Source organism: Stenotrophomonas sp. RG-453 (genome assembly GCF_033843685.1).
Lineage (GTDB): Bacteria > Pseudomonadota > Gammaproteobacteria > Xanthomonadales > Xanthomonadaceae > Stenotrophomonas > Stenotrophomonas bentonitica_A.
Window position 1 is genome coordinate 554,439 of sequence record NZ_JAMYED010000003.1, and the last position, 16,765, is coordinate 571,203.

General features: G+C 67.2%; 10 protein-coding genes. 9 read left to right on the forward strand and 1 reads right to left on the reverse strand.

All coding sequences use genetic code 11. The annotated features are described in order from the left end of the window. Positions 1-93: 93 nt before the first annotated feature. From NJD74_RS08175 to NJD74_RS08185, 3 genes are read left to right on the forward strand one after another with little or no spacing between them, the layout of a single operon-like run. A complete protein-coding gene (locus NJD74_RS08175) occupies positions 94-1,095 on the forward strand; it encodes a glucokinase (RefSeq protein WP_070472950.1) in 1,002 nt (333 codons plus the stop codon). Positions 1,096-1,128: 33 nt separating this feature from the next. After that, the gene (locus tag NJD74_RS08180) at positions 1,129-2,127 is read left to right on the forward strand and encodes a N(4)-(beta-N-acetylglucosaminyl)-L-asparaginase (RefSeq protein ID WP_019182996.1); all 999 of its coding nucleotides are present in this window, start codon (positions 1,129-1,131) and stop codon (positions 2,125-2,127) included. After that, positions 2,124-2,855, forward strand: a complete 732-nt coding sequence (locus tag NJD74_RS08185) for a copper homeostasis protein CutC (protein WP_070472944.1) — start codon at positions 2,124-2,126, stop codon at positions 2,853-2,855. Before NJD74_RS08180 ends, NJD74_RS08185 begins: the two co-directional genes overlap by 4 nt. Before the next feature lie 78 nt (positions 2,856-2,933). Here the strand turns inward: NJD74_RS08185 and NJD74_RS08190 are convergent, their stop codons facing one another. After that, positions 2,934-6,017: a TonB-dependent receptor gene (locus NJD74_RS08190; RefSeq protein WP_019182994.1), complete on the reverse strand. Its 3,084-nt coding sequence runs from the start codon at positions 6,015-6,017 to the stop codon at positions 2,934-2,936. Positions 6,018-6,700: 683 nt separating this feature from the next. Between NJD74_RS08190 and NJD74_RS08195 the strand changes: the two genes are divergently transcribed. From NJD74_RS08195 to NJD74_RS08220, 6 genes are all read left to right on the forward strand, one after another. Beyond that, positions 6,701-9,073, forward strand: coding sequence for a GH92 family glycosyl hydrolase (locus NJD74_RS08195; RefSeq protein ID WP_266085048.1), 2,373 nt, complete (start codon positions 6,701-6,703; stop codon positions 9,071-9,073). A gap of 119 nt (positions 9,074-9,192) precedes the next feature. Then, positions 9,193-10,236 carry a LacI family DNA-binding transcriptional regulator gene (locus NJD74_RS08200; RefSeq protein ID WP_019182992.1) on the forward strand — a complete coding sequence of 348 codons (1,044 nt, stop codon included), beginning with the start codon at positions 9,193-9,195 and terminating at the stop codon, positions 10,234-10,236. Between the two features lie 44 nt (positions 10,237-10,280). Then, on the forward strand, positions 10,281-11,591 hold the full coding sequence (gene fucP / locus NJD74_RS08205) for an L-fucose:H+ symporter permease (protein ID WP_102788415.1): 1,311 nt from the start codon (positions 10,281-10,283) through the stop codon (positions 11,589-11,591). 7 nt (positions 11,592-11,598) lie between these two features. Next, positions 11,599-12,594: a carbohydrate kinase gene (locus NJD74_RS08210; RefSeq protein ID WP_102788416.1), complete on the forward strand. Its 996-nt coding sequence runs from the start codon at positions 11,599-11,601 to the stop codon at positions 12,592-12,594. Next, positions 12,591-13,784, forward strand: coding sequence for an AGE family epimerase/isomerase (locus tag NJD74_RS08215; protein WP_319623953.1), 1,194 nt, complete (start codon positions 12,591-12,593; stop codon positions 13,782-13,784). The genes NJD74_RS08210 and NJD74_RS08215 overlap by 4 nt, the downstream gene beginning before the upstream one ends. 153 nt (positions 13,785-13,937) lie before the next feature. Next, complete coding sequence (locus tag NJD74_RS08220) at positions 13,938-16,577, forward strand: glycoside hydrolase family 2 protein (RefSeq protein WP_319623954.1); 2,640 nt, start codon at positions 13,938-13,940, stop codon at positions 16,575-16,577. The last annotated feature ends 188 nt before the right edge of the window (positions 16,578-16,765 follow it).

Sequence of the window (16,765 nt, forward strand, 5' to 3'; positions counted from 1 at the left end):
TCCCCCGGCGATGCCTGAGAATCGCCGGGATTCAATCGATTCAACCAAGGCAAGCGAGTGAGCGCAGCGGTACCGGTTCCGGCTCAACCTGATGTGGCGCGGACGGCGGCCCCGCGGGATTCCCTCCCTGACACGCTGATCGTGGCCGATGTCGGCGGTACCTTCGCCCGCGTCGCGTTGGCCAGCGTGCGCGCTGGTGCAGCGCCACAGCTGAGCGGTCTTCAGCGCTATGCCTGTGCCGAGCACCCCAGCCTGGCCGCGATCCTGACCGATTTCATCGCGACGCTGCCCGCCGCGCCGGACAATGCGGTGGTGGCGATTGCCGGCCTGCTGGACGGCGATCACCTGGTCAACACCAATCTGCCGTGGCCGGTCTCGGTCGCGCAGACCCGTCATGATTCGGGGCTGGCTTCGCTGGCGCTGATCAACGATTTCGAAGCAGTGGCCTACGCGATTCCGCACGTAGCGCCGGAGTCCATGGTGGCCCTCAATGGCGATCCCGGCGCGGCACCGCGCTTCCCGGCATTGGTGCTGGGGCCGGGCACCGGGCTGGGCGCGGCACTGCGCTTTGAAGGCGGCGAGCGGCCGGTGCTGGCCAGTGAAGCCGGCCATGCCGCGTTGAATGCCTGCAATCCGTTGGAGCTGGAGGTGCTCTCGCGCCTGCTGCAGCGCTGGGACCACGTGGACAACGAGCGCGTGCTGTCCGGTGGCGGCCTGATGAACCTGTATCCCTGCCTGTGCGATATCCGTGGCGTCACACCGCACTGGACCAGCACCGAGGCACTGATCGCCGCCGCGCACGAGGGCGTGGATCCGGTGGCGGTGGAAACGCTGGAGGTGTTCTGCGCCTGGCTTGGCAGCCTGGCCGGCGACCTGGCCACCACCTTTGGTGCGCGCTCGGTCTATCTGGCGGGCGGCATCTCCACGCGGGTGGATCGCTTCCTGCGTGATGGCCGTTTCCGCGCGCGTTTCCTGGCCAAGGGCGTGATGCACGAGGTGCTGCGCCAGGTGCCGATCTGGCGGGTGGACCACGGCGAGCTGGGCGTTCTTGGCGCGGCGGTCTGGCACGCGGAACATCGCTGTATCGTCGTGTAATTCTTTCCTTGCCCGTTCGCTGGAGACCTACCCATGACTGACCGCAGGCGATTTCTCCAGGCCGGTGCCCTGGCCGCTGGCGCCCTCGCACTGCCGACGCTGCAGGCGCGTTCCGCCGCCGGTGCGCGGGTGGTGTCCACCTGGGATTTCGGCGTAGGGGCCAACCAGGTCGCCTGGAAAACGCTGTCGGCCGGTGGTTCGGCGCTCGATGCCGTGGAAGCCGGTGCGCGCTGGGCCGAGAGTGATCTGTGCAATCCCACGGTCGGGCGCTGCGGCAATCCCGATCGTGATGGCGTGCTGAGCCTGGATGCCAGCATCATGGATGGCGATGGCCGCTGTGGTTCGGTGGCGGCGCTGAGTGATATCGCGCACCCGGTATCGGTGGCACGGCGGGTGATGGAGCAGACCCCGCACGTGATGCTGGTCGGCGAGGGCGCGCAGCAGTTCGCCGTGCAGCAGGGCTTTGAGCGGAAGAAGCTGCTCACCCCGGAAGCCGAGAAGGCCTGGCGCGAGTGGCTCAAGACCGCGCAGTACACCCCCGAGATCAATGCCGAGCGGCGCAGCCGCCCCGGTGACAGCAGCAACCACGACACGCTGGGCATGCTCGCCATCGATGCCCAGGGGCGTCTGGCCGGTGCCTGCACCACCAGTGGCATGGCCTGGAAGATGCACGGCCGCGTGGGCGACAGCCCGATCATCGGGGCGGGCCTGTACGTGGACAACGAGGTCGGTGCCGCCACCGCTTCGGGCGTGGGTGAGGAAATGATCCGCAATGCGGCCTCGTTCCTGGTGGTCGAGTTGATGCGCCAGGGTCGCTCGCCGGCCGAGGCCTGCCGCGAGGCGATCGCGCGGGTGGTGCGCAAGCGCCCCGAGGCGAGCAGGACCCTGCAGGTCTGCTTCCTCGCCCTGAACAAGCACGGCGAAGTGGGTGCCTACGCACTGCACCGCGGTTTCGTCTACGCGGTCTGCGACAAGGACCGGCAGGACGATCTGCGTGATTCCGCTTCGGTGTACACGAGCGAGCAGACGTGAGCGCGCCGCGCCGGCTGCTGGAGATCGCCTCGAATTCGGTGGCCTCCGCCCTGGCGGCCCAGCACGGCGGGGCGGATCGGGTCGAACTGTTCGACAACCTCGCCGAGGGCGGCACGACCCCGTCGCAGGGCAGCATCGCGGTCGCCCGTGAGCGCCTGCAGATTCCCCTGTTCGTGCTGATCCGGCCGCGTCCCGGCGATTTCCTCTACACCGCGCTGGAGGCCGAGATCATGCTGCGCGATATCGCGTACTGCCGTGCGCTCGGCTGCGACGGTGTGGTGATCGGCGCTCTGGATGCCGACGGTGGCATCGACATGGCGTTGTGCCGGGAACTGGTGTCCGCAGCAGGCCCACTCGGCATCACCTTCCACCGTGCCTTCGATGCGGCGCGTGATCTGCCGGCGGCACTGGAGCAGATCGTGACGCTGGGCTGCCAGCGCATCCTGAGTTCGGGCGGGCAGGCCAGTGCGCTGGCCGGTGCCGATGTGCTGGCCGCCCTGGTGGCGCAGGCAGGCGACCGCATCTCACTGATGGCTGGTGCGGGAATCACGGCGGCCAACGCCGTGGAGGTCGCCGAGCGCAGTGGGTGCACCGAACTTCACGCCTCTGCGAAGACGACGCAGCCCTCGGCGATGCGTCACCACAATCCCGCCCTGATGGGACTGTCACCGGACTGGACCGCCACCGACGTGGCGCAGGTCAACGCACTGCGCGCGGCGCTGGATTAAAAAAAACGGCAGCCGCCTGTACAAGCGCAGCTGCCGTGGAGGACCGTTGCCCCGCCCGGAGGCGGGGGCGGGTAACGCTTAGAACTTCCAGTTCACGCCGAAGTACAGCTGGCGGCCGGTGTAGGTGTTGGACACCAGGCGGGCCTTGGTGTCGTTGCCCAGATGGATGCGCTGCTCGGACTTGGTCGCGTTCAGCACCGAGGCGGTGAAGGTCAGCGCTTCGGTGAAGTTGTAGGCCACGTTGAGATCCAGCTGGTCGTACGGTTCGGAGTACTGGCTCATGCCGTTGACCGGACCGCCCACGACTTCACCGCGGCGGTTGTACGACGCGCGTGCCAGGAACTTCTCGTTCTCGTAGAAGAGGGTCACGTTGGCCTGGTTCTTGGCGCTGCCCACCAGCGGCGAGGAACCGATCTCTTCGCCATCGAGCACGATGGCGGCCAGGTTGGTGTCGTTGTAGGTGTAGTTGGCCTGGATGCCGAAGCCCGTGTCGAAGGTGTACTGACCGTACAGCTCCACGCCCTGCGAGACGCCATCGCGGCCGTTGGCCTGGGTCTCGTACTTCTGCACCGTGACCGTTTCGCCACCGACATTCATCTGCTGGTCGCGGACCACCGGCACCGTGAAGTTGTCCACGTTCTTGCGGAACAGGCCCAGGCCCGCTACCGCGCCGGGCTTGAAGTACCACTCCAGGCCGACGTCGAACTGGGTCGCTTCGAACGGTTCCAGGTTCTTGTTGCTGCCATAGCCGTACCAGCCGGGCGTGTCGGTACCACCGGCGACACGACGGTCGTTGCTGTACTCCTCGCTGATGTAGTTCAGCGCACCCGGCGCAGCGATGCTGGTGTAGCTCGGGCGTGCGATGACCTTGGAGGCCGCACCGCGCAGCACCAGCGTATCGGTGATGTCCCAGGCGATGTTGAAGCTCGGCAGGAAGTCCGTGTAGGTCTTGTCCATCGAGGTGAAGGCGTACGTTTTCTCGCGGGCCAGGCCATCCGGGAGGCGCACGAAGCCGCTCTGGCAGACATAGCCGGTATTGGAGGCGATCAGCGGCGCGGCAGCAGGATCGTTGCAGCCCATCGGCGAGCCGGCGGCGTTGTCCTGGAAGTAGTCGTTGAACTTCTCGACCGAGTCACTGGATTCGGCGAACTGCTTGGTCCGGACCACGCGCACGCCGACGTTGCCGCGCACGCGCTCGGTACGGAAGTTGGCCTGGAAGTAGCCCGAGTAGATCTTCTCGTTGACGTTGTAAACGAAGTCCTCTTCCTTGCGGCTGTGCGATCCGCCGTACTTTTCGTTGAGGTAGTTGATGTAGGCCGGGTAGTTGATGCCCGGGAACACGTTGGCGTTGAAGCCGCCGGCGATGTTGCTGATCGGGTTGGACAGGAAGAAGCCCGGCTGGGCGACACCGGCGGTGGCATCGCAACCGGCCTGGTAACGGTTGTTGTCGTAGTCGGCCGGATCCTTGCCTTGGCACACCCAGTAGGTGTTGCCGGTATTGCGGTGCACATCGCCGTCGCGGTACTTGGCACCGAACTGGATGGAGTCCAGCCAGCCGCTTTCAAACAGCTTGGTGAAGTCGGCCTGGAAGTAGTTCTGCTTGACCTCGGTCTGCATCCACGACGAGCCGGTCGAACCGGTGTCGATCTCGGCGATGCCGGCCATCAACTGGTCCTGCAGGTTCGGCGAGAAGGTGGCGCTCGGCGTACCGGTCAGATCCCATGCGCTGTAGGTGTTGCCGGACTGCCACACACCGTCGACCTGGCGGCGCGGCTTGGCGGACATGCCGAAGTTCATCGACGGGCCACCTTCGGACCAGGTGCGGCCACCGGTGAAGGAGGCCTTCCACAGCGGGCTGATATCCCACTCGACGGTCAGGTCACCGGTCTGCGAGAGCGCCTTTTCCTTGCTGTAGGTACCGGTCAGCTGCGGGGTGGGGATGGTGCAGTCGTCCGGACCCCAGCCGCCCGGCGCCATGCCGGCGGCCGCAGCCTGTTCTTCGCTGCAGTAATACGTCTTGCCAGCCAGCTTTTCGTACTGCGCGCCGGTCACGATGCTGCCGGAGGGGTCGAAGTTCAGCCCGTTGAGCAGGCGGCCGCCGTCCCAGTTGCCGTCGCCGTTGAAGCGGGCGAGGTTCCATTCCGGGATCTTCAACATGTTCTGGGTGTAATTGCCTTCCAGCTCGAAGCGGAAGTAATTGGCGGTCAGCGTCAGGTTGTCGGTCGGCTTGAACTGGAAGGTCAACTGGCCACCGGTGCGCTCGCGCTTTTCTTCCTTGACGGCGAAGTTCACCGAGGTCGGCATGAAGAATTCGCTGTAGTTGCGCCCGCTCTGGTCATTGAAGCCGGACTGGCCCCACCAGTAGTGGATACCGTCCTGCAGCTGCGGATTGCCGTAGGCATCCACCGCGTCGGTACCGTTGCCGTACCACTGGTAGTCCTCGGTGCTCGCCTGCATGGTACGGCTGGTGCGGGTCTGCTTGGTCGCGCCGACCAGCACGCCGAAGCGCTCATCCTTGCTGTGCCAGGAGTACAGCGCCGACGTCTGCGGATCCACGTCGTGGCTGGTGTCCGAGGAGGTGCCCTCCAGGTTCACGTAGCCGGAGTTGGCTTCCATGTCGAGCGGGCGACGCGTGTGCAGGATCACGGTGCCGCCGATGCCGCCTTCATCCAGGCGGGCCTCCGGCGATTTGAACAGCTCGGCGCTGGAAAGCATGTTGGCCGGCAGCAGCGTGTAGTTGAACGAACGGGTGGCCTCGTTGTTGGTTTCCGAGGTCGCCACGTAGTTGCCGTTCAACTGGGTCAGGGTCAGGTCCGGAGCGAGGCCGCGCACACTGACGGTCTTGCCTTCGCCACCGCTGCGCTCGATGACCACGCCAGGCACGCGCTGCAGCGCGTCGGCGACGTTCTTGTCGGGGAACTTGCCCACGTCTTCGGCGGTGATCACTTCCACCACGGCGTTGGCGTCGCGCTTCTGCTGCAGACTCTTTTCGATGGCGTAGCGGTAGCCGGTGACGGTCACGCTGTCGAGCGTGGTGGCATCGGGTGTACCCGTGGCCGGGGTGGCTTGCTGCGCGAGCGCGGCCGGCACGACGGCCGTGGCCAACGCGCTGGCAATGGCCGCGGACAACGCAACGCGGCGGTGCATGCGTGACATCTTCATTCCACTCTCTCCCTCTCCTGGATTGAAACGGTGGCGATACGAATTCTTTGAATCGATCTAATAGGTGGAGCCAAATTATCTCGAGCGTCGAGTTGCCTGGCGCGTCCCGCATGCATCGCGTGGGGCAGTCCCCCGGCTCCCCACTTCCGGCAATCGTGACCGTTTTAAGTTGGATCGATCTAAACGATTGGCGGGGGATTTTTAGCACGACCGCGCGAGGGAAGCATGCTGCTCCGCAATATGGACGCGGGGCGTGCTTTCGCTTGACCCGGGCCGATCCCGCGATGTTGCTGGGTCCGGGGCTTCAGCCCGCTATATCGGCCGATGAGGCGGAATGTCGGCCCTCGGCACCGGGCACTGCCAGGCACTGCGCAGGCTCGGGCAGGGCGGGGTGCTGGCGACCGGTCCTCGATGTTGCAGCGCAGAATGCATCGATTGAAATTCCCGTGCTTTACTTAAATCGATCTAAATTCACCGGGGTGTGGATTGGGTCGCCCAGTCCAGGGAATTAGAGGCGCCCGCCGCCACTGGTTCGCGCTGCCGCCACGTCCGCCAAGGAGTCCGTGTCCGTGACCCGTCTTTCTCACCGTCCTTCCGTCGTTTCCGCCGCCGGCGCCATCCCGGCCCGCCGCCGCCCGCTCGCCGGCCTGGCCTGCCTGCTGGCGCTGAGCTGCGCGCCGCTGATGCTGCAGGCCGCGCCCGCCGCGCTGGAGCGCGAGGTCAACACCTTCATCGGCAGCAAGGACGATGGCAATACGTTCCCGGGTGCCTCGGCGCCGTTCGGCCTGATCCAGGTCAGCCCGATCGGTGAGCACTACGCCGGGTGGCGCTACGACGATCCGAAGATCCGGGGTTTCGGGCATTCCTTCCTCTCCGGTGCGGGCTGCTGGGAGCAGGGCGGCCAGGTCTCGGTCCTGCCGGTGACCGGCAGCATCGGCCCGGGCGGCGACTTCAATACCGACGACGCCAAGAGCTTCGATCACAAGCGCTACGCCTCCAGCTATACCCACGATGGCGAAGTCGGGCAGGCGGGCTACTACAAGGTGCGCCTGACCAACTACGGCGGCATCGATGCCGAAGCCACCGCACGCACCCGTGCCGCGGCCGAGCGTTACACCTTCGCCGCCGATGCAGGCACCGGCCACGTGCTGGTGAACCTCGGCCAGGCCAACGAGCGCCATTCGGTGATCGGCAGCGTGGTCGATGTGGTCGGCGACCGCGCCGTGGAAGGCAAGCTGGTCACCAAGAGCTTCTGCGGTGGCCATCAGTACACCACGTGGTTCCGCATCGAGTTCGACCGCCCGTTCAAGTCGTTCGGCACCTGGGGCGAGGGCGGTGGCCTGCCCGGCGCCCGCCATGGCATGGAAGGTGAGCTCAAGCCGAGTGGCGCCTGGCTCAGCTTCGACCTGGGCAAGGGCCGCGCGGTGACCGCGGTCAGCGCGATCTCCCACGTGGATGCCGAAGGCGCGCGCGCCAACCTGCGCAGCGATGGCATGCAGGGCGACCGCCTGCTTGGTTTCGACCAGATGCGGCAGATGGCACAGCAGCAGTGGCGCAAGGAACTGGCGGCCGTGCGTGTGCAGGGCGGCAGCAACGATGACCGTACCGTGCTCTACACCGCGCTGTACCACGCGCTGCTGCAGCCACTGACCGGCAGCGATGCCGACGGCCGTTACCGTGGCTACGACGACAACATCCATCGCGCTGACGGCTGGACCTACTACGAGTACTTCTCGCTGTGGGATACCTACCGCGCGCAGAACCAGTGGCTGGCCCTGACCAAGCCGGAGGTCGCGCGCGACATCGGCCGCACGCTGCTGGCCATCGAGGCGCAGGGCGGTTGGCTGCCGCGCTGGGGCTATGCCAACTTCGAAACCAACGTGATGACCGGTGATCCGGTGACGCCGTTCCTGGTCGACCTGTGGCGTTTCGGCGCGCTGGCCGGCCGCGAGGGCGAGGCCTACACCGCGCTGCGCAAGAACGCGTTCGAAGTGCCGCCGATGAACTCGCGTCATGCGGGCCGTTCGGGCAACCCCAGCTACCTGGCCAACGGCTACGTGCAGTACGACCGCGCCTTCCCCTCCAAGGGCATGGACGTGGACCCGCACCACGGTGGCTCGGCAACGCTGGAGTACGCACTGGCCGACTGCGCGCTGGCACAGATGGCCGATGGCCTCGGCCATGCCGCCGATGCCGGCGTGCTGCGTGAGCGCGGCCGCAACTGGCGCAAGGTGTGGGACCCGTCGGTGCGTGACGAGGAGGGCGATTTCAACGGCTTCCCGCGGCCGCGCATGGAGGATGGGGCGTGGTACCTGCCGGCCGATGGCAAGTACAGCCCGCGCTCGCACCATGGCTTCCATGAAGGCACTGCGTGGCAGTACCAGTGGCTGGCGCAGCAGGACGTGCCGGGCCTGGTCCAGGCCATGCACGGCCGCGAGCAGGCCGCTCGCCGCCTGGACACGTTCTTCGCCTACGACGCGCTGGTGACCTCGCCGCTGACCGCCGCACGCAAGGAATGGGTGGTTGGCCCGTACAGCTACTACAACCAGTACCGCTACAACCCGAACAACGAGCCGGACCTGCATGCGCCGTGGATGTACACGCTGATCGGCCAGCCGTGGAAGACCGCCACCGTGGTGCGCGCCGCGCAGCAGCTGTTCACCAACGCGCCCAACGGGGTCACCGGCAACGATGACCTGGGCACGATGTCGGCCTGGTACCTGTTCAGCGCGCTCGGCCTGTACCCGGCCGTGCCGGGCAGCGGCGAGTTCCTGCTGCATACCCCGCGCTTCGCCCGCGCCGAGATCGATCTGGGCCAGGGCAGGACGCTCACCCTGAAGGCACCGGGCGCCGACGGCCGCAAGCTGCAGTACGTCCAGAATGTCCAGGTCGATGGCCGCGCGCATGCGCCGGTGTGGCTGGACTGGGCGCAGCTGCAGCGCGGTGGCACCATCGCCTTCGCGCTGGGCGGCACCGCGCCGGAGAACGGCTGGGGCACCCAGGCCGAGGCGCTGCCGGCCTCGTTCTGCGCCACCCCGGGCGCGGTGCTCGAATGAGCCACGCACCGGCCCGTGCCGTGGCCAGCCCATCGGGGCTGACCGCCGGCACGGGGCACGGACCGCTGGTCAATGCGATCGTTTAGGCTTGCACCTTGCTTGAGGAACCCGACGACCCGATGAAAGACAAGGCCACCCCCGCCGGCAAAGGCACGCGCGCGGTCACCGTGACCGACATCGCCGAAGCGATCGGCGTGTCGCGCGCGACCGTCTCGCTGGTGTTGCGTGGCAGCCCGCTGGTGAATGTCGACACCCGTGCCAAGGTGGAGGCCGAACTGCGGCGCCAGCGCTATGTCTACAACCGTGGCGCGGCCAATCTGCGCCGGCGTACCTCGTCCAGCGTGGCGCTGGTCATCAACGACCTGTCCAACCCGTTCTTCGCCGAGTTCGCCTCCGGGGTGGACGAAGCGCTGGGCGGCAAGGGCTTCGTGACCCTGCTTGGCAGCACCGGTGAATCGCCGGAGCGGCAGCAGGCAGTGCTGACCACGTTGATGGAGCACATGCCGGCCGGGCTGATCCTGTCGCCCGCCGAAGGCAGCGATGCCGGGCAGCTGCGCCAGGTGCTCGGGCACGCCAACGTGCTGCTGTTCAACCGCGAGCTGCCCGGTGCCGACTGGGACTTCCTGACCCTGGACAACCAGCAGGGTGCCTATCTGGCCACGCGGCATCTGATCGAGCAGGGCCACCGCCGCATCGCGTTCTATGGCGGTCATGCGGTGTCCAGTTCCTGCCATCAGCGCCGCACCGGCTATGCGCAGGCCCTGGTGGAAGCCGGCATGCCGGTGCAGCCGGAGTGGCTGATCGAAACCTCGCCCAGCCGCCTGGATGCGGCCGCGCGCACCGGCGAGCTGTTCGCGCTGGATGCCGTGCCGACCGCAGCGGTCTGCTACAACGACAGCGTCGCGCTGGGTCTGATGCTGGGCCTGGCATCGCGTGGCGTGCAGCCGGGCCGCGATTTCGCGGTGACCGGTTTCGATGATATTTCCGAGGCCTCGGTGGCATCGCCGCCGCTGACCACGCTGACCGTCAACCCGCGCGAACGCGGGCGACAGGCAGCCGAACTGCTGCTGCTGCGTCTGGATCATCCCGACGCCGCACCGGCCCGTACCGTTGCACCGGTCCAGCTCCGCGTCCGCGAGAGCAGCGGCGCGATGACTGTCTGATGGCTCCCCCAATCACCTGCTCGCGCACTGAGGCGCGTACCTGAATGCCCATCTCTCCAACGCCCCGCCTCCCATCCTCATCCTCCGCCGCGCCCGTGGTGAACACGCGCGTTGCGCTGGCCGTGGCGACCACGATCTTCTTCATGTGGGGCTTCCTCACCTGCCTCAATGACATCCTGATCCCGCATCTGAAGGCCGTGTTCGATCTGACCTACGCCCGCGCGATGCTGGTGCAGTTCACCTTCTTCGGCGCGTACTTCCTGATGTCGGTGCCGGCCAGTCGCCTGGTCGCACGGCTGGGCTACAAGAACGGCATCGTGGCCGGCCTTGCCATCGCCGCAGTGGGCGCGCTCGGCTTCTGGCCCGCGGCCGAGCTGCGCGTGTATGAAGCCTTCCTGGGTGCGCTGTTCGTGCTGGCCACGGGTATCACTGTCCTGCAGGTGGCGGCCAACCCGTATGTGGCGCTGCTCGGTCCGGAACAGACGGCGTCGAGCCGACTGACCCTGGCCCAGGCGCTGAACTCGCTGGGGACCGCGATCGCGCCGATCTTCGGTGGCCTGCTCATCCTGGGCAACACCGTCAAGAGTGCGGACGAGATCAATGTGCTGCCGATGGCCGAACAGCTGGCCTATCGCACCCAGGAAGCCCAGTCGGTGCAGGGCCCGTATGTCGGCCTGGCAATCGCGCTGGTCCTGCTTGCCGTGTTCGTCTATCTGTTCCGCCTGCCGGCACTGAATGAGACGACCGAGCAGAACAGCAGCGACAAGCACACCCTGATGGAGGCGCTGCGTCACCGCCACGTCCGGTTCGGCGTGCTCGGCATCTTCTTCTACGTGGGTGCGGAAGTGGCGGTCGGCAGCGTGCTGGTGAACTACCTGTCGCTGCCGAACATCGGCGGCTTCAGCGAACAGCAGGCCACGCATTACGTCTCTGCGTACTGGACGATGGCGATGATCGGCCGCTTTGCCGGTTCGGCCATCATGACCCGCTTCTCGCCGCGCCTGCTGCTGACCCTGTTCGCCAGCATGAACGTGGCGCTGCTGGCGCTGACCATGCTCACCCAGGGGCAGGTGGCGCTGTACTCGGTGGTGGCGATCGGCCTGTTCAACTCGATCATGTTCCCGACGATCTTCGCGCTGAGCATCGAACGCCTGGGCACGCTGACCACCAAGGCGTCGAGCCTGCTGATCATGGCGATCGTCGGCGGGGCGCTGATCCCGGTCCTGCAGGGCAAGCTGGCCGACCATATCGGCCTGCAGCCGTCCTTCATCCTGCCGCTGCTGTGCTACGGCTACATCATCTTCTACGGCCTGTGGGGCTCGCGCCCGGCCGCTGGAATCCGCCAGGGAGCTTGAGGCCACGATGTCCAAGATTGTTTGTTTCGGCGAGATTTTGATCGATCTACTTGCCCAGCCACCGGCCACCCCGGACACCCCGCGTGCCTTCCTGCAGTATGCCGGCGGTGCGCCCGCCAACGTCGCCGTTGCTGCGGCGCGGCTTGGGGCGGACACCCATTTTGCCGGCATGCTCGGCCAGGACATGTTCGGCGACTTCCTCGCCGAGAGCCTGGCCAGTGCCGGCGTGGCGACGGACTGCATCGTACGCACCGACGCGGCCAAGACCGCGCTGGCCTTCGTTGCCCTGGATGCCAGCGGCGAGCGCAGCTTCAGCTTCTACCGCCCGCCGGCGGCGGACCTGCTGTTCCGCAGTGCGCATTTCCACCCGAACTGCTTCGACGGGACGCGCAGCTTCCATGTGTGTTCCAACAGCCTGACCGAGGCCGAGATCGCCGAGGCGACATTGGAGGGCATGCGCCGCGCGCGCCAGGCCGGTGCGATGGTCAGCCTCGACCTCAACCTGCGCCCGGCGCTGTGGCCGACCGGTGTCGACCCGCTGCCGCGGTTGTGGGAAGCGCTGTCGCTGGCCGATCTGGTCAAGCTCTCGCGCGAAGAACTCGAATATCTGGCGGCCTCGGTGCCGGGCGGTGACGCCGCCGTGGTCGAGCGCCTGCTCGCCGCGCAGGCGCAGGCGGTGGTGATCACCGACGGTGCCGCGCCGATCCGCTGGCATACCCGACACACCCACGGCGTGCTCACCGGCTTCCGCGTCACCACGGTCGATTCCACTGCGGCGGGCGATGCCTTTGTTGGCGGGCTGCTGTTCGGCATCGGCGAGCGCGGTGGCGACGGGACGGGCTTTGCCGCCTTCTGCCAGGACCCTGCCGGGCTGGTGGAGGCGATCCGCTTCGGTGCGGCCGTCGGTGCGCTCGCGGTCACCCGCAAGGGCGCCTTCGCCGCGATGCCGAGCCGTGATGAAGTCCAGCACCTGCTCCAGCAACAACAGGATGACGCCGCATGACCACGCCGGTTCCGCCGACCCCCGATTTCCGCTCGCCCGCGTTCCTGCGCGCCCATATCGCGCAGACGATGGCGTTCTACCAGCCGCATGAAATCGACCCCAAGGGCGGTTTCTTCCATTACTACCGTGACGATGGCAGCGTCTACGACGCCAGCCATCGTCATCTGGTCAGCAGCACCCGGTTCGTGTTCAACCACGCCATGGCCTACCGCGAGTTTGGCAAGCCGGAAGATCTGGCCGCAGCCGAACACGGCCTCCGCTACCTGCGCGAGGTGCATCGCAACCCGGCGACCGGCGGTTACGCCTGGACGCTGCGCGATGGTGTGGTCGAAGATGCGACCAACCACTGCTACGGCGTGGCGTTCGTGCTGCTGGCCTACAGCTGCGCGCTGAAGGCCGGCGTCAACGAGGCCCGTGCGTGGATGGACGAGACCTGGCAGCTGCTGGAGACGCGCTTCTGGGAGCCGGCGTTCGGCCTGTACAAGGACGAAGCCGACGCCGACTGGACCTTCAGCGATTACCGCGGCCAGAACGCCAACATGCACATGTGCGAAGCGATGCTGGCTGCATTCGAGGCCAGTGGCGAGGAGCGGTACCTGGAACGTGCGCTGCTGCTGGCCGACCACATGACCCGCCGCCAGGCGGCGCAGGGCGACGGGCTGGTGTGGGAGCACTACGACACCCAGTGGCAGATCGACTGGAACTACAACCGTGACAATCCCAAGCACCTGTTCCGCCCCTGGGGTTTCCAGCCGGGCCATCAGACCGAGTGGGCCAAGCTGCTGCTGATCCTGGATCGCCACGTACAGGCCGACTGGCTCGTGCCGACCGCGCGGCATCTGTTCGATGTGGCGGTGGAACGCAGCTGGGACGCCGAACGCGGCGGGCTGTACTACGGGTTCGCCCCGGACGGCAGCGTGTGCGATGACGACAAGTACTTCTGGGTGCAGGCCGAATCGCTGGCCACCGCCGCGCTGCTGGCCAAGCGCACCGGCGACGCCGTGTACTGGGACTGGTACGACAAACTGTGGGGCTACGCCTGGCAGCACATGATCGATCATCGCTACGGCGCCTGGTATCGCATCCTGGACGCGGACAACCGCAAGTACAGCGATGAGAAGAGCCCGGCCGGCAAGACCGACTACCACACCATGGGCGCGTGCTACGAAGTGCTCAACGTAGTGCGTTGAATCGGTAGCCGACCGCCGGTCGGCTACCCCAACCCGGTAGAGCCGACCGTTGGTCGGCTGCACCAACCCGGTAGAGCCGACCGTTGGTCGGCTGCACCAACCCCGGTAGAGCCGACCGTTGGTCGGCTGCTCCCGCAGCCAGGCAGATCCCCAATGCGCACGCACAGCCGTCTCCATGTCGTTGCACCGGCCTGCTGGCTGATGCTGGTCCTGCTGGCCGCCTGGGCACTGCCCGTGGCAGCCGCCCCGCTGGCGGCGGAGTGGTCATTCCGCCTGCTACCCGGCGACGCGCGCGGTGCCGCGCATCCTGGCCTGCAACAGTGGCGCCCGGCGCAGGTGCCCGGCGCCGTGCACACCGACCTGCTGGCGCAGGGGCAGATTCCGGATCCCTACGTCGGCGCCCCGGAGGCCGGGCTGCAGTGGATCGGCCTGGCCGATTGGGAGTACCGCGCACGGTTCGACGTGGATGCCGGCACGCTCGCCCGTGCGCATGCCGAGCTGGCGTTCGACGGGCTCGACACGTTCGCCACGGTCACCCTCAACGGTCAGCCACTGCTGCAGGCCGACAACAGCCATCGCACCTGGCGGGCCCGGGTCGACGGGAAGCTGCGCGCGCGCGGCAATGAACTGCGCATCGCGCTGCGCTCGCCGATCCGCACCCTGCTGCCGGGCGTGCAGGCGATGCCGCACAAGATCGCCGGCAACTATCCCTCGCCCTATGGCGATGAGCCAAAAGACGCGATGGTCGGCAATTTCGTGCGCAAGCCGGGCTACCACTTCGGCTGGGACTGGGGCCCGCGATACGTGACCGCCGGCATCTGGCGCCCAGTGCAACTGGAGAGCTGGGACGCGCAGCGCCTGACCGCGCTGACCGTGCAGACCCGCGCCCTGGATGCGACGCGGGCGGACCTTGAGGTTGCGGTGGAGGTGGAGAGTGCTGCCGTCGGCACTGCAGCGGTGCAGGTCGAGGTGCTGGATCCGGACGGCAAGCGCGTGGCGCGCATCGACCGCAAGGCCCTGCTCAAGGCCGGTGACAACCGGATCGTCATGCCGGTCGCGCTACCGCAGCCACGGCGCTGGTGGCCGGCCGGGCAGGGCGAGCAGGCGCGCTACACCGTGCGCGCCACGCTGGCCCCTGGCACGACGGACGCGACCCGCATCGAGCAGCGCACCGGCCTTCGCACCGTCGAGCTGCGCCGGGAAGTGGACCGCAACGGCGGGCAGGGGTTCGCATTCGTGATCAACGGCGTGCCGATCTTCGCCAAGGGCGCCAACGTGATCCCGTTCGACATGTTCCCGGCGCGCGTGGACGCGGCGCGGATCCGGCGTGAGCTGACCGCTGCGCGCGATGCCAACATGAACATGCTGCGCAACTGGGGCGGCGGCTACTACGAAGATGACGTGTTCTTCGACATCGCCGACGAACTCGGTCTGCTGGTCTGGCAGGACTTCATGTTCGGGGGCGGCATGCAGCCCGGCTACGACCCGGACTTCCGCGCGAACGTGGTCGCCGAGGCGCGCGACAACGTGCGGCGCCTGCGACATCACCCCAGCGTGGTGCTGTGGTGTGGCAACAACGAAGAAGAAACCGCGTGGAAGGACTGGGGCCACGGCCGCGACCTGACCGCCGCCGATCCCGCGTTCGCCGCGAAGGTCTGGCAGGGCTACGTGGACCTGTTCGGCAATGACCTGCGCCAGGTGGTGGCCGAGGAGGGGTTGGGCGTGCCGTACTGGTCGAGCTCGCCGAGCAACGACCTGGACGAGAAGGCCAACGATTCCACCCGCGGCGACAAGCACTACTGGCAGGTGTGGGGCAATCCGGCCCTGCCGGTCACCGCCTACCTGCACGAAACGCCGCGCTTCATGTCCGAGTACGGGCTGCAGGCCTGGCCGGTGCTGCGCACGCTGGACGGCATCATTCCCGCCGCCGAGCAGCAGGTGGACAGCCCGACGGTGCGCGCGCACCAGAAATTCATGGCAGGCGAGGGCAACCAGCGCCTGCTCAAGTACATCGAGGAGGAGTACGGCACGCCGCGCGACTTCCCTGCGTTCGTGTATCTGAGCCAGGTGATGCAGGCCGACGGCATCCAGCTCGCCGCGCTGCATCACCGCGCCTCCAGGCCGTACACGATGGGCTCGCTGTACTGGCAGCTCAACGATGTGTGGCCGGGCGCCTCGTGGTCCAGCATCGACTACGCCGGCCGCTGGAAAGCGCTGCACTTCCACGCCAAACGATTCTTCGCCGACCACGCGGTGGCCGCACTGCGCGACGAAGGCGTGACCCGGGTGAGCCTGCTCAACGATCGTCAGCAGGGCCTGCAGGCGACGTGGCGGATGCGGGTGATGGATCTCGATGGCGCGCTGCGCAATGAGCAGCGGCATACCGTGGCACTTCCGCCGTTGTCCGCGCTGGAGGTGGGGCGATTCGCCGACGCGGACCTGTTGAAGGGCGCCGATCCCACCCGCACGGTTGCGGTAGTCGAGCTGTTCGATGGCGCCACGCTGTTGTCGCAGCAGGTGGTGTATTTCGCACCGGCCAAGGCGTTGGCGCTGTCACCGGCGAAGATCGACAGCACGCTGCGCGCGGACGGCGAGGGTGCCGTGCTGACCCTGCGTGCGCCGAAGCTGGTGCGTGCGCTGTGGATCGACTTCGACGGCGTGGATGCCACCCTGGACGACAACGCGCTGGACCTGGTACCGGGCGAGACGGTCACCATCCGCCTGCGCAGTAAAGCGGACCTGCCGACCCTGCGCCGCACCCTCCGCCTCACCTCGCTGGCCGACGCAAGGTAGAGCCACCCCATGGGTGGCTGGCGCGGTGCCGGCATCGCGCCAAACGCAGCCACGCATGGCGTGGCTCTTATCTCTTGCCGATCTGGCACTTTAGGTGCCGAGAGCCCGGCGTGGGCGACCGTGTGGCTCTAGGTCTTGCGACCGCTCGGTAGCTTGGGTCCCCACGCCGGTTTCTCCCTGATCCGCCC

Coding starts and splice junctions, on each gene's coding strand:
- NJD74_RS08200 (WP_019182992.1), top strand. CDS start 9,193: ATGAAAGACAAGGCCACCCCCGCCGGCAAAGGCACGCGCGCGGTCACC.
- fucP (WP_102788415.1), top strand. CDS start 10,281: ATGCCCATCTCTCCAACGCCCCGCCTCCCATCCTCATCCTCCGCCGCG.
- NJD74_RS08190 (WP_019182994.1), bottom strand. CDS start 6,017: ATGAAGATGTCACGCATGCACCGCCGCGTTGCGTTGTCCGCGGCCATT.
- NJD74_RS08210 (WP_102788416.1), top strand. CDS start 11,599: ATGTCCAAGATTGTTTGTTTCGGCGAGATTTTGATCGATCTACTTGCC.
- NJD74_RS08215 (WP_319623953.1), top strand. CDS start 12,591: ATGACCACGCCGGTTCCGCCGACCCCCGATTTCCGCTCGCCCGCGTTC.
- NJD74_RS08195 (WP_266085048.1), top strand. CDS start 6,701: ATGCTGCAGGCCGCGCCCGCCGCGCTGGAGCGCGAGGTCAACACCTTC.
- NJD74_RS08220 (WP_319623954.1), top strand. CDS start 13,938: ATGCGCACGCACAGCCGTCTCCATGTCGTTGCACCGGCCTGCTGGCTG.
- NJD74_RS08180 (WP_019182996.1), top strand. CDS start 1,129: ATGACTGACCGCAGGCGATTTCTCCAGGCCGGTGCCCTGGCCGCTGGC.